Source organism: Micromonospora sonchi, assembly GCF_014646235.1.
GTDB classification, from domain to species: Bacteria; Actinomycetota; Actinomycetes; order Mycobacteriales; family Micromonosporaceae; genus Micromonospora; species Micromonospora sonchi.
This window is the reverse complement of record NZ_BMNB01000012.1, coordinates 1-19,274: the sequence shown is the minus strand read 5'-3', so window position 1 is coordinate 19,274 and position 19,274 is coordinate 1. Positions and strand designations below refer to the sequence as shown.

Genomic DNA, 19,274 nt, shown 5'->3' with positions numbered 1-19,274 from the left:
CTTGTCACGCCGCCTTCGCCGACGCCGTCAGCAATGCCCCGTCGAGCGGTGACAACCCGTCGACCGGTGCTGCCACGTCCACCGACGACACCCAGTCCGGCCGGAGCCAGCTGGCGGCCTGCACTCCAGCCTGGAACCGGCTGACCGAGTCCAGGCTGCGCAGCAACGCGGCGACGTGCCGCCGGCAGGTTCGTATCGACATGCCGAGCTTGCGGGCGATCACCTCGTCCGTGAAACCCTGGGCCATCAACTGCGCGAGGGCGTACCGCAGGTCGTCGACGACCGGCTCGTAACCGCTCTGTTCGGAGCTGAACGGCACGCCACCGTCCCACAGTTGGTCGAAGAGGCCGACCAGGCAGCTCACGAGGTTGTGGTCGCGGATCCGCTGCGCGGTCGGCAGCCCGTTCTCGGTGGTACCGAGCAGGACCGCCAGCCCGCGGTCGAAGATGACCGCGTTCTGGGCCAGCTGGGCGACCGTTCGCACCTGTCCGCCGCCTTCGATCAGCCGCAGCGCGCGCGCCCGGTCGGCGAAGTCGGCCCGGTACCCGTGCGGGCACAGCGCTCGGATGGCGGCCCGGCGGTCGGGATGGCCGGTCAGCAGGTCGACCAGTTCCATGCTCTCCGCCGACGAGTGCAGCATCAGGACCTCGTCGCGGCAGTCGTCCAGCGCGAGCCTGAGCAGGCCGTGGACCTCGGCCTCGCCGACCACCCAGTCGACCGCGGGGACCGGCCCGGCGACCGCCGGGGGTACGCCGGCCGGGCGGGGCGGGTCGGCCGGGAGCGTGTGGGCGGTGACGTCGAGGCTCTGCCAGAGCCGGTCGATCAGCGCGCGGTGGACGAACACCGCCCGCTCGGCGCGGGTGGCCAGTTCCCCGTTCGACAACATGGCGAAGCCTCCTCCATACACCCTTCGGTGGCGGCCACAGCATCCGCGCCCCGGACATCGCGGCGCTATGCCGAACCAATCGTCGATGTCACTGACGGTGGCGCGACGGTGCCCGACAGGTGGCGGTCGCGAGGATAAGGCCGTGATAGCGCCGAGAAAGGCCCGTCTGCTTCGCTGCTCGGCGAACGGACCTCCCACCGACCCGAGGTGAGATCATGACGGCTGAGACAGGGACGATCGGACAGGTACCCCGGAGATTCCAGGAGATCGTGCGGCCGTACCTGCCGTACGCCGACGACGCCGAACTCTCCGCCGACGACGACCTGGCCGTACTCGGCCTGGACTCGATGGGCGTGGTGCAGCTGCTCGCCGCGGTGGAGGAGGGCTATCAGCTCCAACTTCCGGACGAGCTGCTCGACCAGGAGAGTTTCAGCACGGTCGGCACCCTGTGGCAGACGGTGGCCGCCGTTCTGCCGCCCGATCAGCGCGGCGAGAATTGAGCGCCCTGGCCGCGCCGGGCCGGCTCGACGACCTGATCGGTTGTGGTGAGCCGGAGCGGCCGGCGGTGACGTTCCGGGACGCGACGCTGACCTACCGGCAGTTGCGCGATTCGGTCACCCGGGCTGGGGCCGGGTTGCGTGGGCTGGGCATCCGCCGGGGCGACCGGGTCGTGATCTTCCTCGAGAAGCGCCTGGAGACGGTGGTCGCGCTGCTGGCCGTGGCCCGGATCGGCGCCGTCGTGGTGCCGGCGAACCCGGTCTTCCGGCCCCGGCAGCTCGGCCACGTCGCCGCGGACTGCGCGGCCACCGCGATCGTCACGACGCCGGACCGGTACGACACCAGCAGGGACGAACTGCGCGGTGTCGCCTCGATCGAGCACATCATCCTGGTCGGCTCCCGCGACACCCGGGCACCGGGCGACGGAACGGCGGTCGACGCGGGGGCGGACGGCGGGCCGCCCGGGGTGTCGTGGCGAACCGTCGGGTGGGATTCGCTGGACGGCCCCGACACCGACGCGGTCCGGGTGATCGACGAGGACGTCGCGGCGATCCTCTACACCTCGGGCAGCACCGGCGGCCCGAAAGGCGTGGTGCTGACCCACCGGAACCTGATCGTCGGTGCCCGGAGCGTGGCCAGCTATCTCGGTCACACCGCCCAGGACGTGATCCTGGCGGTGCTGCCGCTCAGCTTCGACGCGGGTCTCAGCCAGCTCACCACCACCCTGATCGCCGGCGGCCACGTGGTGCTGGTGAACTTCCTGCTGCCCGGCGAGGTCGTCAAGGCCTGCGCGCGGCACCGGGTAACCGGCCTCACCGGCGTACCACCGCTGTGGATCAAGCTGGCGTCGGCGGACTGGCCGGCCGCCGCAACCGGCCAGCTGCGTTACTTCGCCAACACCGGCGGCCGGATGTCGAAGACCACTCTGGATCGGCTGCGGTCGCTGTTCCCCTCGGCCCGGCCGTTCTTGATGTACGGGCTGACCGAGGCGTTCCGGGCCACCTACCTGGATCCAGACGAGGTGGACCGCCGCCCCGCCTCGATCGGCAAGGCGGTGCCCGAAGCAGAGGTCCTCGTCGTACGCCCGGACGGCTCGGTCTGCGGGCCGTACGAGCACGGCGAGATCGTCCAGCGCGGCGCACTGGTGGCCCGGGGCTACTGGAACGATCCCGAGCGCACCGCGATGCGGTTCCGGCCGGTACCCGAGGGCGTACGGGACGCCCGCGCCGACTGCGGCCGGCCGGAGACAGCGGTCTGGTCCGGCGACGTGGCGTACCGGGACGAGGAGGATTTCCTCTACTTCGTCGGCCGTACCGACGAGATGATCAAGACGTGCGGCTACCGGGTCAGTCCCACCGAGATCGAGGAGGCGGCGTACGCCACCGGCCTGGTCGTCGAGGCGGTGGCGCTGGGCCGACCGGACGAGCAGATCGGCGAACACATCGTGCTGGTGGTCGCCGGCGACACCGACGAGCGAACGCTGCGCACCGCGCTGTCCGGGGCGCTGCCTGGATATCAGCGCCCTCGTGAGGTGGTGATCCGGGGTCAGTTGCCCCGCTCGCCGAACGGCAAGTTCGACCGGGTCGAGCTGCGGCGGCAGCTCGGTGTCGATGGCGGGGCGTCATGAGCGCCCCCGGAATCCCGGACGGCTACCGGTGGAGCTCGGGGCAGCTGACCGTCGGCGGGATCCCGCTCGACCGGCTCGCCGCCCGGGTGGGTGGTACGCCCTTCTTCGCGTACGACCGGCGCCTGGTCACCGAGCGGGTGGCGCAGGTGCGGGCGGCGCTGCCGGAGGTGCACCTGCGCTACGCGGTGAAGGCCAATCCGATGCCGGCGCTGCTGGCCCACCTGGGCCAACTGGTCGACGGCTTCGACGTGGCCTCCGCGCTGGAGATGCGGCACGCGCTGGACACCGGGGTTCCGGCGGACCGGATCAGCTTCGCCGGACCGGGCAAGACCACCGCGGAACTGTCCGCCGCGGTCGCCGCGGGCGTCACCGTGGAGGTCGAGTCGCCGGGCGAGCTGGAACGGCTCCGTGCGGTGAGCGAGGGGCTCGGCATCCAGGCCAGCGTGGCGGTACGGGTCAATCCCGACTTCGCGGTGACCGGTTCCGGCATGCGCATGGGCGGTGGCCCGCAGCAGTTCGGCACCGACGCCGAGCGGGTGCCGGAGCTGCTGGCCGCCATCGGCCGGTACGGGCTGGCGTTCGACGGCTTCCACGTCTTCGCCGGCTCGCAGAACCTCGACGCCGAGCGGATCTGCCAGGCGCAGCGCCGGACGGTCGAGCTGGTGGTGAAGCTCGCCGCGGAGGCGCCGGGGCCGGTCCGGCACCTGAACATCGGCGGCGGCTTCGGCATACCGTACTTCCCGAAGGACCGGCCGCTGGACCTCGCGCCTATCGGGGCGAACCTGGCGCGACTGCTCGACGACGTGGTACGCCCGTTGCTCGGCGACGCCGAGGTGGTCGTCGAACTGGGCCGGTACCTGGTCGGCGAGGCGGGCGTGTACGTGACCCGGGTGGTGGACCGCAAGGTCTCCCGTGGCACCACCTACCTGGTGGTGGACGGTGGGATGCACCACCAGCTCGCCGCCTCCGGCAACTTTGGCCAGGTGATCCGCCGCAACTATCCGGTGGCGGCCGGACGGCTCGGCGACGGCGAGCCGGAGACGGTGACGGTGGTGGGTTCGCTCTGCACCCCGCTCGACCTGCTCGGCAAAGCGGTGCGGCTGCCGCGGACCGGTCCCGGCGACCTGGTCGTGGTGTTTCAGGCGGGCGCCTACGGGCTCACCGCCAGCCCGGTCCGTTTCCTCAGCCATCCCGAGCCGGTCGAGGTGCTGGTGTGAACGAGCTGGTCGAGGCCGCGGCTCCGCCCGGGGCGAACGGAGGTGTCCCGTCGGACCAGGGCACCCATGCGACACTGACCGCCATGGATTACGGAGATCCTCGGGAGTCCGGCGACGATATCGTTCTCGCCGCAGTGGACCTACGGAAACGGTACGGCGACGTCCAGGCGTTGGACGGCTTCTGCCTGACCGTGGCGGCCGGGGAGGTGGTCGGCCTGGTCGGCCACAACGGCGCGGGCAAGACCACATTTCTGGAGATGGTGGCCAGCTTGATCCGGCCGGACAGCGGCCGGATCACGATCGACGGCGCGGACCCGATGCAGAGCCGAGGTCTGGTCGGGATCTGTCCACAGCACATCGCGCTCTATCCGTCGGCCACGGTGCGGGAGCACCTGCAGCTGTTCGGCGGCGTCAACGGGCTGCGCCGCCGCGCGCTGCGCAGGGAGATCGACGAGCTGGCTGTCGGCCTGCGGCTTACCGAGATCATGGCCCGGCGGGTCGGCGTGCTCTCCGGCGGGCAGCAGCGGCGTACCCAGGCGGCCGTGGCGCTGATCCACCGGCCCCGGTTGATGTTGCTGGACGAGCCCACGGCGGGCGCCGATCCGGAGACCCGGCAAGCGGTGCTCGACGTGGTCAAGGGCCGGGCGGCCGAGGGCGGCTCGGTCATCTACACCACCCACTACCTGCCGGAGTTGACCGAGTTGCAGGCCACCATCGCGGTGGCCCGGCGCGGGCGGGTGATCGCCCGCGGCACCGGCGCCAAGCTGCTGGAGCAGCTGCCCGGACAGGTACGGGTACGGTTCGGGAACGACGAGGTGCGGATGTCTGCGATGGACACCACCGGCGCGCTGGTGACGCTGCTGAGTTCGGCGACCGCCGCAGTGACCGAGATCGAGATCCGTAAGCCCTCGCTGGACGATCTCTACCGCTCGCTGGCGGTGTCCGATGATCGGTGACGCGCTCTACGCCACGGCGGTACAGATCCGGCACAACGTGCTGCTGCGGCTGCGCGATCCAGCCCAGATCATCAGCTACATCTTCCTGCCGATGGCCCTGATGCTGGTCTTCGAGCCGCTGTACCAACGGGCACTCGACGGCGGCACCCTCCAGACCGTCACCGGGCCGTTGATCCTGTTCTCGGTCTTCGCTCTCGGCGTGGTCGGCAACTCGGTGCTCACCGAACGCGAGTGGCGCACCTGGGACCGCCTGCGGGCCAGCCGCGCCCCGCGTACCTCGTTGCTGATCGGCAAGGCCGTCCCGGTCTTCACCGTCCTGCTGGTCCAGCAGACGGCGTTGCTGGTCTTCGGCTGTGCGGTGATCGGCCTGCCGGTGCCCCGCGACCTCCTCCACGTCGCCCTCGCCGTGCTGCTGTGGGGTTTCGCGGTGCTCGCGGCGGGCACCGCGCTGGCCACCGTGGTGCGCAGCCGTGGTGACCTGATGCTCGCCACCGACCTGGGCGCCATCCTGATCGGTTCGCTCGGCGGCGCCCTGGTCCCGGTGGACCTGATGCCCGGCTGGCTGCAACACGCCGCACCGGCCTCACCCGGCTACTGGGGCCTGGCGCTGATGCAGAACGCGGTCCAGGGCGACCTCCGCGGAATGCTGGTGCCGGCTCTGGTCGTCGCCGGCATCGGCCTGGCCCTCGCCGGCCTCGCCACCTACCGGCTCTCCCGCGGCTGGGGACGCAGCGACCTGCTCTGACCCCGCCGACCAGCTCGACCATCGCTGACCGATCCGCGACCGGAGGCATGACGTGACCGAGGCAAGCTACGACTCCGCCGTCGCCATCATCGGCATGTCCGGGCGCTTCCCCGGCGCCGCCGATACCGACGAGCTGTGGCGCAACCTGTCGGCCGGGCTACCCGGCCTGCGCACCATCACCGACGACGAGCTGCGTGCGGCCGGCGTGGATCCCGAGGCAGCCGCCGACCCGGCGTACGTCGCGGTCGGCGGGCCGCTGTGCGGCATCGAGGAGTTCGACGCCGGGGTGTTCGGCTTCAACCCGCAGGAGGCGGCCACCATGGAGCCGCAGCACCGGCTCTTCCTGGAGTGCGCGTGGGAGGCGCTGGAGCGGGCCGGCTACTGCCCGACCGAAGCGCCCGGGCAGGTCGGGGTCTTCGCCGGATGCGGCTTTCCGGACTACCTGACCCGCAATCTCGACGGGCTGAACGACGAGCCGGGCGGACACCTCCTGCTGGCGGCCGGTAGCGAGCGGGACTCGCTGACCTCGCTGGTCGCCTACAAGCTCGGCCTACGCGGCCCGAGCATCACCGTCCAGACGTTCTGCTCCACCTCGCTGGTCGCGGTCCACCTGGCCTGCCAGAGCATCCTCACCTACGAGTGCGACATGGCGCTCGCCGGCGGCGCGGCGGTCGGCCTGCCGCAGCCCGCCGGCTACCGGTACGAGCAGGGCGGCATCCTCTCTCCCGACGGCGTGGTCCGCAGCTTCGACGCGGCCGCGACCGGAAGCGTGATGGGCAACGGCGTCGGCGTGGTGGCGCTGAAGCGGATGACCGACGCGCTGGCCGACGGTGACCCGATCCTCGCCGTCATCCTCGGTTCGGCGGTGAACAACGACGGCCCGGACCGGGCTGGTTACCCGGCGCCCGGGGTGGACGGCCAGGCCGAGGTCATCGAGTCCGCGATGACGGTGGCCGGAGTCAAGCCGGAGACCGTCGGGTACGTCGAGTGTCACGCCACCGGCACCGTACTCGGCGACGCCGTCGAGCTGGCGGCGATGGCCCGGGCCTTTCCCGCCGGCCGGGCGGAACCGTGCGTGCTGGGTACGCTGAAGCCGAGCATCGGGCACCTGGACCGGGCCTCCGGGGTGACCGGCCTGATCCGTGCCACCCAGGCGCTCCGGCACCGGACGCTGCCGGCCACCCCGAACTTCGTCACCCCGAACAGCGCGCTCGCCGCCGCCGGTGACCGGTTCGCCGTGCTGGACCGGCAGCGGCCGTGGCCTGCGGGGCCGCAGCCGCGCCGGGCCGGGGTGAGCTCGTTCGGTCTGGGCGGCACCAACGCGCACCTGGTGCTGGAGGAGGCGCCTCCGCTTCCGGCGGGCGACCCGCGCCCCGGTCCGCATCTGCTGACCTTCTCGGCTGCCGACCCGGCCGCGCTCAACGCATTGACCGAACGGCTGCGCCACCACCTGCGCGCCGCCGCTGACGACGATGTGCGGTCGGCCGACGTCGAGCTGGCCGACGTCGCGTACACCCTCCAGGTGTCCCGCGGCCAGTTCGCGCTGCGCCGCGCGATCCTCTGCCGCGACCTGGCCGACGCCGTCTCGGCGCTCGACGAGCCGGAGCGCTGGCTCGACGGCGAACCCACCCGCCGCGCCCCGGCGGTCCGGCTGGTGAACGCCACGGACCAGGTCGCCGCCTGGTTCGAACGGCTGTCGGTACGCCTCGGCGACGGCCCGATCGAGGTGGTCGTGCCCGCTGAGCCGAGCGAGGAGTGGCTGCTCGGCACGCTGGCCAGGCTCTGGCTCGACGGGTGCACGGTGGACTGGGCGGCGCTTCACGAGGGCCGGGGGCGGCGCGTCCCACTGCCGACGTACCCGTTCCAGCGCCGCCGGCACTGGGTCGAGCCGAAGGCGCGGGCGGAGCAGCCCGCGTACACCGGATGGACCTACCTGCCGAGCTGGCGGCAGCGCCCGCTGCCCGAGCTGGACCTGGACACCCGACTGCGGGCCGCCGGGCCGTGGCTGGTGCTCTCCGCCGACCCGCGCGGGGAGGCGCTGGTCGACCGGCTCACCCGGGCCGGCGCCGAGGTCACCACGGCCCGCCCCGGAGCCGCGTTCGAACTGACCGACGCCGACGACTTCGTCGTCGGCGCGGACCTGGGCGAGCTGTTCGGCGCGCTGATGGTCGCGCCGCGCACGATCGTGCAGGGCTGGAGCCTCGGCGGCCACGACCCGGACCGCCGCGGATACCGCGCGACGCTCCAGATCGCCGACGCGCTCGCCGGTGACGGGTACGGCGGCCCGACCGAACTCGTGCTGCTCACCTCCGGGGCGGTCGGCGTGACCGGTGGTGACCTGTGCAACCCCGACCAGGCGGCGGTCGGCGCGCTCGCGCCGACGCTGATGTCGGAGAACGACGCGCTGCGCTGCCGGCACGTCGACGTCGACGACCGGACGGACGCCGAGGTGCTGCTCGCCGCGCTGGTGCAGCCGCACGAGGGTCCGGTCGCCCTCCGCTGCGGCGAGCCGTGGCTGCGGCACTTCGACCCGCTTCCGCTGGACGAGCGCGGCGCGCCGCTCGGGCCCACCAGCACGGTGCTCATCACCGGCGGACTCGGCGACGTCGGGATCGCCCTGGCCGGGCACCTGGCCGACCGTTACGGTTGCCGGTTGGTGCTGACCGGGCGCACCGAACTGCCGCCGCAGGAGACCTGGCAGGCGTACCTCGACGGCGGCGCGGACGGCCGGGCAGCCCGACACGTGCGCAACGTACTCGACCTGGAGGCGCGTGGCGCCCGGGTGCTCGCCTGCTCGGCCGACGTGGCCGACGTGCGGCAGATGCGCGCGGTGGTGGACGCTGCGACCGAGCGGTTCGGTGGGATCGACGTGGTGGTACACGGGGCGGGTGCCCAGGATTCCCGCTACTTCACGTTGGCGCACCAGACCGACGAGACGACCAGCGAGGCGCACTTCCGGACCAAGGTGACCGGTTTCCAGGTGTTGCAGGAGGTGCTGGCGGGCCGCTGCGATGGGCCCCGACTCACCCTCTCGTCGATCGCCGCGGTGCTCGGCGGGCCGGCCCTCGGCCCGTACGCTGCCGCCAACGCCACGCTCGACGCGTACGCGCGGGCGGCCCGGCGCGACGGCCAGGGTCGGTGGACCACTGTGGACTGGGACACCTGGGCCGTGGATCCCCGGCGGGCCGGCGGCACGTTCCAGATGACGGCCGAGGAGGGCATCGGGGTCTTCGAACGCGTCCTCGCCGCCGCCGACCGGCTCGGTCACGTGGTGGTGTCCACGGGCCCGCTACAGGAGCGGGTACGGCGCTGGGTGATCGGCGACGACGGTCCGGACCGGGCCGTCGCGGCCCGGCCCGCCCACCCGCGGCCGAACCTCGACACCGCGTACGTCGAACCGGCCGACGAACTGGAGGCGGCGATCGCCGGCGTCTGGGCGGAGGTGCTCGGCCTGGCCGAGGTGGGCGCGGCGGACAACTTCTTCGAGCTGGGTGGACACTCGCTGGTCGCCATCCAGGTGGCCGCCCGGATCCGGGACACGGCGCGGGCGGCGGTGCCGGTGACGGCGATCGTCGAGCACCCCACGGTGCGTCAGCTTGCCGCGATGATCCGGTCCGGGAGCTGACGTAGGCAACCGGCACCCGGCGGCAGAACCCGAAGGTGTCCGTCCTCGCGTCCTGCCAGGAGCGGAAGCCGGGCCGGGCCGGGCGAGCGGAAGCCGGGCCGGGCCGGGCTGCGGGAGCCCGAGCCCGGCCCGGCTGAGGGCAGGGACAAGGTTCAGCAGGCGACGGTTCCGCGCAACGCCTCGGCGATGTGCCGATGCGTCACCGCCGCCTGTTCCAGTGCGGCGAAGTGGCCGCCGGCCAGGGTGTGCAACCGGAACGGCCCGGCGGTGTGCCCGGCCCACGCCTCCACGTCGCCGGGGCCGACGCGCGGGTCGTCGGTGGCGGCCAGCGCGGTGATCGGCACTGCCAGCGGCGGCCCTGGGCGGTATGCGTAGTTCTCCTTGATCACGAAGTCCGCCCGGAACGGCGGCAGGAACATGCGCAGCAGCGCCGGCTCGGCGAGCAACCCGGGCGGGGTGCCGCCGAGGCGACTCATCAGCGCGGCGATCTGCGCGTCGCTCATCGTGCTGACCAGGGGACCGGTCTCTGCGCTGCGCTCGGGTGCCCCGCAGCCGGAGACGAACAGATGCACCGGAGCGGGACCGCCGAGCTCGCCGATCCGGCGCACCACCTCGTACCCGACCAGCGCACCGAGGCTGTGCCCGTAGACCGCGTACGGGTGGGTGCCGCGGTCGAGCACCTCGAGGACGGCGCGGGCGAACTCGTCGGCGAGCGACTCCATCCGTTCGTGCTGGGGCTCCGCGTTGCGACCCTCGCGGCCCGGTGGCTGCATCGGGCAGACCGCGACCCCGGGCACCCGGCCGATCCACGGGCGGAAGACCGAGGCGCTGGCGCCGGCGTGCGGCAGGCAGTACAGCCGCAGCGCGCCGTCGGGTACCCCGAACGGCAGGACCCGCTTGGAGACACCGGTGCCGGCGGACCTCGTGGGTACGCTCACGGCACGATCTCCAACCGGACGTGCGGCGACGGATCCTGCAGATTCGTCAGGTCGGCGGCGAGCACGATCCGCTGGCCGTCCCGGCTGACCTCGGTGAAGCCGCTGAACGCGTACGTGATCCGCATCATCCGGTTGCGGTCGGTCTCCACGAAGTCGGCGTGCAGCCCCGCACCGGCCTCGGCGGCGAGCCGCATCACATGGTTGAGCAGCACCATGCCGACGCCCCGGGACATCACCCGGCAGGACATCAGCAGCATCCGAAGCCTCCACAGTGCCGGATCACGCTTCTCCACCAGGGCCAGGCCGATCTTTCCGTAGCTGCCGAACCGGTCGGTGAGCGAGGCGACCAGCAACAGATGGTCGGGGTCGCGGCGCAACTCGTCGAGTTCGTCGTAGGAGTAGGTCCGGCCGGTGGCGTTGAGCTGGTTGGTGCGTACCGTCAGCTCCTCGGCGCGTTGCAGGTCGACCTGGCCCGCCGGCGCGATGGTGAAGACCATCTCCAGCCCGGCCAGGAATTCGTCGTCGGTGCCGACGAACTCCCGAGCCAGCTCGTCCCGGACCATCTGGCCCTGGTACATCGCGCGGCGCTGGGCGGACTCGTCGGTGACGAACCGGGGGACGAACTCGGGCCGGGCCAGCGCCTCGTCGAGGTCGGCCACGTCGACGCAGGTCACCTCGGGCAGCATGTGCGCCACCTCGGCCAACTCGAACGGCTGGTCGTCGACGAAGGCGAACGCGTCGAGGCCGAGGTTGAGCGCCTTGGCGATCTGTCGGATCGAGTCGGACTTCGCGTTCCAGTTCGCCTGCGGGCAGAGGAACAGGTCCGCCACGCCGAGTTCGCCGAGCTTGGCGAGCGCGGCCTGCGGGTCGTTCCGGCTGGCGACGGAGTGCAGCACACCCATCCGGTCCAGCCGCCGGATGTGCGCCAGCACCGCCGGCCGGAGCGTGACCTCGTCCCCCTCCAGCAGCGTGCCGTTCCACAGCGTGTTGTCCAGGTCCCAGACCACACACTTGATCCGCCCCTGCCGGGGCTTGCCGGCCGCCGCCCGCCCGGCCGTTGCGGTGCTCGCCGCTGCGGCCGTCACGGCAACCTCGCTGTCCTGCAGGATGCTCATCGGACCCTCCCCCGGTAGGCCTCCGCGGCAATCATGGTGCGCTGCACCTCGGTGCTCCCTTCGATGATTTCCATGACCTTCGCGTCCCGGTAGTACCGGGCGACCGGGTACTGCGGGCTGCACCCGTTGGCGCCGTGGATCTGCACCGCCTCGGCTGCGTGCCGGGCGGCGGCGGTCGAGGTGAAGTACTTCGCGATCCAGGTCGCCATCAGGGTGGCGGAGTCACCGGCGTCCTTGAGCCGCCCCGCGTCGGCGAGCAGCAGCCGGCCGGCGCGCAGGTCGGTGACCATGTCGGAGATCTTCGCCTGGATCAGCGGCAACTCGCGCAGCGGCCGGCCGCCGACCGTGCGCTGTTCGGTGTACGCCGCAGACGCCTCCAGACAGGCCCGGATGATGCCGATCGAGCCGCTGGCGACGCTGTACCGGCCGAGGTCCAGCACGCCGGTCAGCACCATGCCGCTCGCGAACGCACTCGGACCGAGCAGCGCGTCCGATTTCAGTTCGACGTCGTCGAACGTCACCTCGGCGAGCATCGAGGCGCGGGTGCCGAGCATGTCGTCGATCGGACGGACCCCGACCCCGACGGTGCCGCGCGGCACCAGGAACGCGACCGTGCCGGCGCCGAGCCGGGCGAAGACCAGGAACAGGTCGGCCCGCTGCCCATTGGTGATCCATTTCTTGACGCCGGTCAGCCGCCAGCCGCTGCCGTGTGGGACCGCCCTGGTCGCGATGGCCGAGGTGTCGCTGCCGGCCGCTGGCTCCGAGAGGCAGAAGGCACCCAGCGTACGACCGGCGGCCAGCGGCGGCAGCCAGCGCTCGCGCTGGGCGTCGTCGCCGAAGCGCTGCACCGCCCAGGCCACCATGCTGTGCACGGTGAGCAGGCTGCGCACCGACGAGCAGCCCCGGCCGATCTCCTCGTGCAGGGTGCCGAAGCCGATCATGTCCAGCCCCTGCCCGCCAACCGTGACCGGGAGGAACGGTGCCCACAGCCCAGCCCCGGAGAGCCTGTCGAGCAGGTCCTCCGGGATCGCGCCGGCCCGGTCCCAGGCGTCGGCGTACGGGACGATGTAGGCGTCCACGAACTCGCCGGTGGCGTCCAGGTAGATCCCTCGATCCGTGACGCTCGTCATCGCGGCCGTCCTACGCGGTGACCGAGAGCTGCCGCTGCACCAGGGCGGCTATCGAGTCGGCGGTCCGGAAGTTGTCGATCCGCAGTGCCTCGTTCGGGACGGTGATGCCGAACTCCTTCTCCACGAACATCACCAGTTCCATCGCGAAGAGCGAGTTGACGAACCCGAGGGAGAAGATGTCCTCGCTTCCGGTGAGTTCGGCCAGCGGGAACCGCGCGGTGATGAACCCTAGAACTCGCTGCCTGATCTCCATCTGCCTCTCCTGTCAGCTGCCGTTGGGGTAGGTGTAAAAGCCGCGGCCGGTCTTGCGGCCGTGTAGCCCGGCGTCGGTCATCTGCTTGAGCAGCGGGCACGGCCGGTACTTGCTGTCCGCGTAGTGCTCGTAGAGCACTTCCACGCTGTAGAGGATGGTGTCGACGCCGATCAGGTCGGCGGTCTCCAGCGGCCCCATCGGGTGGCCGAAACAGCCGCGGAACACCTCGTCGACCGACTCCGCGGTGGCGACTCCCTCGTAGACCAGGTACGCGGCCTCGTTGACGGTGAGCATCAGCACCCGGTTGGAGACGAACCCTGCCGAGTCCTTCACCTGCACCGCCTTCTTGCCCATTCCGGCCAGCAGCGCCCGGGTCCGCTCCATCGCCTTCGGTGTGGTGTGTACGCCCGGAATGAGCTCCACCACCGGCTTGGCCGGCACCGGGTTCATGAAGTGCACGCCGACCACCTGCTGCGGCCGGCTGGACACCGCGGCGAGGCGGGTGATCGGTATCGCCGAGGTGTTCGCGATGACCACCGTGTCGGGTCCGCACACCTCGTCCAGCTCGGCGTGCACCGCGCGCTTGATCTCCCAGTTCTCGGTCACGTTCTCGATGACGACGGATGCCTTGGCCACCGCGGGTACGCCCACGGCGGTGGTGATCCGGGCGAGCACGGCGGCCGGGTCGAGCGCCGGCCCACCCATCAGGGCACTCATCCGGCAGTCCCGGGCGATCGTCGCCCGTGCCCTGTCCAGCGTCTCCTCGTCCCGGTCGACCAGCACCACCTGGTAGCCGCTCGCGGCCAGGTTCTGCGCGACGCCGACGCCCATCACCCCGGCTCCGACCACTCCTACAACCATCACCTGCGGTCTCCTCCTGCCTCTCTGCTGCCTTCCCGCTGCGACCGTTTCGCCGCACGGTGGCCCGAGCCGGCGAGTGCGGCACGGCGCCGTTCGTTGCGCGCGTCGTTGCGAGCGGTGGTGTCCGGCCGGCGTTCCGCCGGGTCGGGACGGTGTGCGGCGGCACTCCCCGCCCCTGGGCCGGCCGCCTCTGCCAGCGCGGCGGCCATCGCCGCGACCGTCGGGTGCTCGAACAGCAGCGCCGGGGGCACCGTGCGGCCGAGTTCCCGTTCCAGCGCGGCGGTGAGCGACATGCCGATCAGTGAATTGCCGCCCAGCTCGAAGAACGGGTCCTGGACGCCGACCCGGTCGATGGCCAGGAACCGGCCCCACGTATCGGCGATCATCGACTCCAGTTCGCTGCCCGGTGCCAGGTACGCGGTGCGCAGCTGCGGCCGGGGGTAGCGCGGCCCGTCCCGGCCCTGGGCCGGGCCGTCGGCGGCCGGGTTCAGGTCGGTCAGTCCGGCCCACTCGCGCCGGGCGGCGGCCAGTGGCTGGCGCAGTGCCAGCACCTGCCCCTCGGCGGCGCCGACCAGGCCATCCAGCAGGGCACACCCCGTCTCGTCGGTGAAGCCGTGCCGCCGCCGGTAGTCGGCGACGCGTTCGGCGATCGGCCCGCCGCCGGTGCCCCAGTCGTCGTGCCGCCACGGCCCCCAGGCGACCGACAGCACCCGGGTTCCGGCTCCGGCCAGGGCCGCCGCGTAACTGTCCAGCACCGCGTTGGCGGCCGCGTACTCGGTCTCGCCGATCCCGCCGAGCGCGGTCACTGCGGACGAGTAGAGGACCACGATCTCCGGTCGGCTCTCCGGCGCGGTGGCCGGACCGACCAGCTCGGTGAGCGGCCCCATCGCGAGGACTTTCGGCGCCAGCACCGGGCGGGCGTCCGCGGGAGTACGCCCGGCGGCCAGCCCGCCGGCCGGCAGTCCGGCGGCGTGCACCACGCCGGTCAGCGCGCCGAAGTGGTCGCGGCAGCGACGCAGCGCCGCGCGCAGCTCGTCCGGTACACCGGTGTCCGCGGTCAGCAGCAGCACCTCGGCCCCCTGCTGTTCCAGTTCGGCGACGTCCCGCAGGGAGCGGGCGGTCCGGTCGTCCGGCGCCTGCCGGTCGCGGTCCAGCGGGGTACGGCCGACGAGAGCGAGCCGGCGCACACCGGCGTGTACGAGGTGGCGGGCGAGCGCCATGCCGAGGCCGCGGGTGCCACCGGTGATCAGGTACGTGCCGTCGGGTCGCCACGGCACCTCGGTAGCCGTACCGTCCACGAGCAGCGGACCCCAGCCGCGCAGCAGGCGCTGGCCACGGCGGCGGACCGCGTAGTCGTGCTCGGCATCTGGCCACGGGCCGCGGGCCAGCTCCTCGACCAGCTCGCCGGCGCTGGTCACCGGCTCGCCGTCGGCGGGCAGGTCGACGCCGCGCCAGACCAGACCGGGGTACTCGGCGGGCACCAGTCGCCCGAAGCCGTGCACGATCGCCCGTGCCGGCGCCACCGCGTCGCCGCCGATCACCTCGGTCGCGCCGGCGCTGACGGTGAGCAGCCGGACACCACGGGAACCGCACAGCCCGGCGAGGGCCTGCACGGCGAGCAGCAGGCTGTCGAAGCCGTGCCGGATGGCGGCGTCCGGATCGTCGGGACCGGCCGCGAGGACGCCGAGGTGGGCCACGTGGATCGTGCCGGGACCGGCCTCGGCCGCCGCCACGAACGCCTGCCGGTAGTCGTCCGGGTCGCGTACCAGCAGTGCCGGGCTGCCGACCGCTTCGACCAGCCGCTCGCCCAGACCCGAGCCGTCCGCGATCACCACCAGCGGCCCGGCCAGCTCGTTCGCCGTGGTACGCGTGGCGCTGTCCCGCCGCCACACCGGAACGTAGCAGTGGTCGCCCGCCGCGACCGGCTCGGCCGGCACCGAGGTGGTGGTGCTGGCCGCCGGCCAGTACCGGGTGCGTTGGAACGGGTACGACGGCAGTTCGACGAGCCGGCCGGGCCGGCCCAGTGCCGTCCAGTCCAGGTCGACACCGAGTTCCCACAGCCTGCCGGCGGTCTGCAACACCGTCGGGTGGGCCTCGTCGCGCCGCTCGGCAGGCCAGGGACCGGGCAGCGTGCCGAAGACAGCGGCGCTCCCGGTACCGCCCTGCCGCACCAGGCCGCCGAGCGTCTGACCCGGCCCGACCTCGACGTACGCGTCCACGCCCAGCGTCGCAGCCTGGCCTATCCCGTCCGCGAACCGGACCGGCCGGCAGAGGTGGTCGGCCCAGTAACGCGGGTCGGTGGCTTGGGTCGCGGTCAGGGGCCGGCCGGTGCTGTTGGAGACGATGGTGACCGTCGGCTCGGCCCGGGGCACCGCCGCCACCGCCGCGGCCAGCCGGTCGCGTACCGGTGCCAGCAGCCTGGAGTGGAACGGGTGGGAGGAGCGCAGCAGCCGGGCCGCGACACCGGCCGCGACCAGGTGCGCCCGAACCTTCTCGACCTCGGCCGGGCGGCCGCTGACGACGGTCATCTGCGGGCCGTTGAGCGCGGCCAGGTCGGCCCCGCTGCCGCTGGCGGCCAGCGCCGCCCGGACCTGGTCGGCGTCGGCGGAGACGGCGAGCATGTGGCCGGTCTCGGCGGCGGCGATCAGCCGGGCCCGCTCGACCACCAGGCGCAGCGCGTCGTCGAGGGTGAAGACTCCGGCCAGGCAGGCGGCGACGTACTCGCCGAGGCTGTACCCGATCAGCACGTCCGGGGTCACGCCCCAGTGGGCGAGCAGGGTGGCCAGGGAGTACTCGACGGTGAACAGGAACGGGTGGGACAGCTCGGCCCGGTTCAGCTCGTCCTCGGCCGGGTCGGGCGCGGCGGCCCGACCGAGCAGCGCGGCCAGGCTGCCGTCGGCCGGTGCGGTCGCGCCGGCGGCCGGGAAGAGCACCGGGCGCAGGTCGACCCCGCTCTGCTCGCGGAGCAGGGCGACACACCGGTCGACCTCGGCGGCGAACGCCGGTTCCGCCGAGTAGAGGTCACCGGCCAGGCCGGCGTACTGGTCCCCGACGCCGGGCAGCAGGAACGCCAGCCTCGGGCGGCTCTTCGACCGGCGTACGGCCGGCAGGGCGACCGCGTTGGCGAACTGCTCCGCCGCACCGGTCGGGTCTGCGGCGACCACCGCGCGCCGGAACTCGTGCGCGGTACGCCCCCGCTGCAGGGTGTACGCGAGATCGGTCAGCGGTAGCTCCGACGCGGTGGCGACCCGGTCGGCGAGCCCGCGCAGCCGGGCCGCCAGCGCGGGTTCGCCGGCCGCCGACACCGGCAGCAGGTGGGCGGCACCCGCACCGGCTCCGGCCCCGGCGGCCGGCGGTTCGGGTTGCTTCGGTGCGGCTTCGAGTACGACGTGCGCGTTGGTGCCGGACCAGCCGAACGAGCTGACCCCGGCCACCCTGGGCCGGTCGCCGAGTCGGTACCGCTCGGTGGCGGGGCGGATGGTGCCGTCGGCCGGTACCGAGTCGGACGGGCTGGTCTGGTTGAGGTTGGGCGGAATCACTCCGTGCCGGAGGACGAGCGCTGCCTTGATCAGGCCGGCGACACCCGCGCCGGAGACCGTGTGGCCGATGTTCGTCTTCACCGCGCCGACGAAGAGCGGGCGGTCCGGATCGCGCCGACCGAAGACGTCGTGCAGCGCGGAGAGCTCGATGGCGTCGCCGAGCCGGGTCGCCGAGCCGTGTGCCTCTACATAGGACACGTCGTCGGCCGGTGTACCGGCGTCGGCGAGCGCGGCATGGATCACCGCGGCCTGCGACGCCCGGTTCGGAGCGGTCAGACCGTTGCTGCGGCCGTCCTGGTTCACCGCGGACCCGCGCAGCACGCCGTGGATCCGCCGGCCGTTGCGCAGGGCGGTGGAGAGCCGCTCCAACACGACCATGCCGCCGCCCTCGCCGAGCACGTAACCGTCGGCGCCGGCATCGAAGGTGCGGCAGGCGCCACTGGGGGAGAGCATCGACGCCGCACAGCCGTAGACGAACGCGGCGTCCGGCTGCATGGCCAGGAAGCCGCCGCCGGCGATCGCCAGCTCGCACTCGTCGCGGCGCAGGCTCTGCATCGCCAGGTGGACCGCGACCAGGGACGAGGAGCACGCGGTGTCGACCGTGAGCGTCGGCCCTCGCAGGTCGAAGTGGTACGCGATCCGGCCGGCCACCACACTCGGCGAGCTGCCCTGCACCAGGTACGGGTCGGTGAACGCCCGAATGCCCTCGGCCTCGGCCTGGATCCGGCCGTACTGGAAGGTGTCGAAGAAGCCCATCAGCACACCGGTACGGCTGCCTGCAAGGTCGGCGGCGGGAGTGCCGGCGTCCTCCATGGCCTGCCAGACCAGCTCCATCAGCAGCCGCTGTTGCGGGTCGGTCCGCAGCGCTTCCTGCGGCGAGATCCCGAACGCCTCGGCGTCGAAACCGTCGATCTCCGCCAGCAGCGCCGCGCGGCGGGTGTACACACCCCAGTCGCGCTGGTACGGGGCCAGGTCAAAGCGCTCGGCCGGGACGTCCGCCACGGCGTCGTGCCCGTCCACCAGCCGCCGCCAGTACTCGTCGACCGAGTCGGCGCCGGGATAGCGGCACGCCATGCCGACGATCGCGATCGGTTCACGGGCCCGCTCCTCGACCTCGGCCATCCGGCGGCGCACCCGGGAGAGTTCCCCGGCGGCCCGCTTGACGTAGTCGCGCAGTTCCTGCTCGGTAGCCATGCCTCAGCCCTTCTGCGGGTCGCCGTCGATGACCGCGAACAGCTCTTCGTCCGACGCGGTCGCCGTGTCCAGCGACTCCGTCGCCGCCCAGCCCGGACCCAGCCGATCCAGGTACCGGCGGAGCAGATCGGGCAACCCGGGCTCGGCGGATCTCGCCTCCAGCAGCCGTTCGATCTCGGTCAGCGGATCGTCGGCGGGAGAGGCCAGCGCGTCACCCAGGTGCGTGGCGAGTTGGCGCGGGGTGGGGTGGTCGAAGACGACCGTGGCGGCGAGTTGAAGCCCGGTGAGACCGATGAGCCGGTTGCGTAGCTCGACCGAGGTGAGCGAGTCGAACCCGAGGTCGCGGAAGGCCTGCTCGGGGTCGACGCCGTCGACCGAGTCCTGGGCGAGCACGACGGACGCCTGCTGCCGGACCAGGTCCTCCAGCATCCGCTGCTGGTCGGCACCGGAGAGTGCGGCCAGCCGGTCGGGCAGGCCCGGGTCGTCGTAGCGGGCCTGGGCCTGGGCCCGCCGCCGGACGGCCGGCGCGAGACCGCTGAGCATCGGCGGTAGCGAGGCCGGGTCGCTCAGGTTCCATTGGGTGGCGGTGGGGGTGGGGTGGTGGGTGGTGAGGGCGTGGTCGAGGAGGGTGAGGGCGGTGGTGGGGGTCATGGGGGTGATGCCGGTGCGGGCGAGGCGGTTGTGGTGGGT

The 19,274-nt window shown here is 72.7% G+C and carries 14 protein-coding genes; 6 read left to right on the top strand and 8 right to left on the bottom strand.

Annotated elements, in window-relative coordinates; translation table 11 throughout:
* Positions 1-4 precede the first annotated feature (4 nt).
* Positions 5-886 carry a helix-turn-helix domain-containing protein gene (locus IEY61_RS14530; protein ID WP_189044454.1) on the bottom strand — a complete coding sequence of 294 codons (882 nt, stop codon included), beginning with the start codon at positions 884-886 and terminating at the stop codon, positions 5-7.
* Between the two features lie 215 nt (positions 887-1,101).
* Here IEY61_RS14530 and IEY61_RS14525 point away from each other — a divergent pair, with 215 nt between their 5' ends.
* The 6 genes from IEY61_RS14525 to IEY61_RS14500 all read left to right on the top strand — a co-directional run bounded on the left by IEY61_RS14525 (position 1,102) and on the right by IEY61_RS14500 (position 9,554).
* Positions 1,102-1,386, top strand: a complete 285-nt coding sequence (locus IEY61_RS14525; RefSeq protein ID WP_189044453.1) for a phosphopantetheine-binding protein — start codon at positions 1,102-1,104, stop codon at positions 1,384-1,386.
* A complete protein-coding gene (locus IEY61_RS14520; RefSeq protein ID WP_229705905.1) occupies positions 1,383-3,011 on the top strand; it encodes an acyl-CoA ligase (AMP-forming), exosortase A system-associated in 1,629 nt (542 codons plus the stop codon). Before IEY61_RS14525 ends, IEY61_RS14520 begins: the two co-directional genes overlap by 4 nt.
* Positions 3,008-4,228, top strand: coding sequence for a pyridoxal-dependent decarboxylase, exosortase A system-associated (locus IEY61_RS14515; RefSeq protein ID WP_189044452.1), 1,221 nt, complete (start codon positions 3,008-3,010; stop codon positions 4,226-4,228). The genes IEY61_RS14520 and IEY61_RS14515 overlap by 4 nt, the downstream gene beginning before the upstream one ends.
* Before the next feature lie 134 nt (positions 4,229-4,362).
* On the top strand, positions 4,363-5,184 hold the full coding sequence (locus IEY61_RS14510; RefSeq protein WP_229705904.1) for an ABC transporter ATP-binding protein: 822 nt from the start codon (positions 4,363-4,365) through the stop codon (positions 5,182-5,184).
* Positions 5,174-5,929 carry an ABC transporter permease gene (locus tag IEY61_RS14505; RefSeq protein WP_189044451.1) on the top strand — a complete coding sequence of 252 codons (756 nt, stop codon included), beginning with the start codon at positions 5,174-5,176 and terminating at the stop codon, positions 5,927-5,929. Before IEY61_RS14510 ends, IEY61_RS14505 begins: the two co-directional genes overlap by 11 nt.
* Positions 5,930-5,981: 52 nt before the next feature.
* Positions 5,982-9,554: an SDR family NAD(P)-dependent oxidoreductase gene (locus IEY61_RS14500; protein ID WP_229705903.1), complete on the top strand. Its 3,573-nt coding sequence runs from the start codon at positions 5,982-5,984 to the stop codon at positions 9,552-9,554.
* 152 nt (positions 9,555-9,706) lie between these two features.
* Here the strand turns inward: IEY61_RS14500 and IEY61_RS14495 are convergent, their stop codons facing one another.
* The 7 genes from IEY61_RS14495 to IEY61_RS31795 form a co-directional block, all read right to left on the bottom strand.
* Positions 9,707-10,492: a thioesterase II family protein gene (locus IEY61_RS14495; RefSeq protein ID WP_189044450.1), complete on the bottom strand. Its 786-nt coding sequence runs from the start codon at positions 10,490-10,492 to the stop codon at positions 9,707-9,709.
* The gene (locus IEY61_RS14490; protein ID WP_189044449.1) at positions 10,489-11,607 is read right to left on the bottom strand and encodes an HAD-IIIC family phosphatase; all 1,119 of its coding nucleotides are present in this window, start codon (positions 11,605-11,607) and stop codon (positions 10,489-10,491) included. Before IEY61_RS14490 ends, IEY61_RS14495 begins: the two co-directional genes overlap by 4 nt.
* Positions 11,604-12,737: an acyl-CoA dehydrogenase family protein gene (locus tag IEY61_RS14485; RefSeq protein ID WP_189044448.1), complete on the bottom strand. Its 1,134-nt coding sequence runs from the start codon at positions 12,735-12,737 to the stop codon at positions 11,604-11,606. Before IEY61_RS14485 ends, IEY61_RS14490 begins: the two co-directional genes overlap by 4 nt.
* A 10-nt stretch (positions 12,738-12,747) precedes the next feature.
* Positions 12,748-12,990: an acyl carrier protein gene (locus IEY61_RS14480; protein ID WP_189044447.1), complete on the bottom strand. Its 243-nt coding sequence runs from the start codon at positions 12,988-12,990 to the stop codon at positions 12,748-12,750.
* 12 nt (positions 12,991-13,002) lie between these two features.
* On the bottom strand, positions 13,003-13,851 hold the full coding sequence (locus IEY61_RS14475; protein WP_229705929.1) for a 3-hydroxyacyl-CoA dehydrogenase family protein: 849 nt from the start codon (positions 13,849-13,851) through the stop codon (positions 13,003-13,005).
* Positions 13,851-18,584 carry a type I polyketide synthase gene (locus IEY61_RS14470; protein WP_189044445.1) on the bottom strand — a complete coding sequence of 1,578 codons (4,734 nt, stop codon included), beginning with the start codon at positions 18,582-18,584 and terminating at the stop codon, positions 13,851-13,853. The genes IEY61_RS14475 and IEY61_RS14470 overlap by 1 nt, the downstream gene beginning before the upstream one ends.
* A gap of 3 nt (positions 18,585-18,587) precedes the next feature.
* Positions 18,588-19,274: acyl carrier protein (locus IEY61_RS31795; protein ID WP_268240646.1), on the bottom strand; the 687-nt coding region annotated here is incomplete at its 5' end.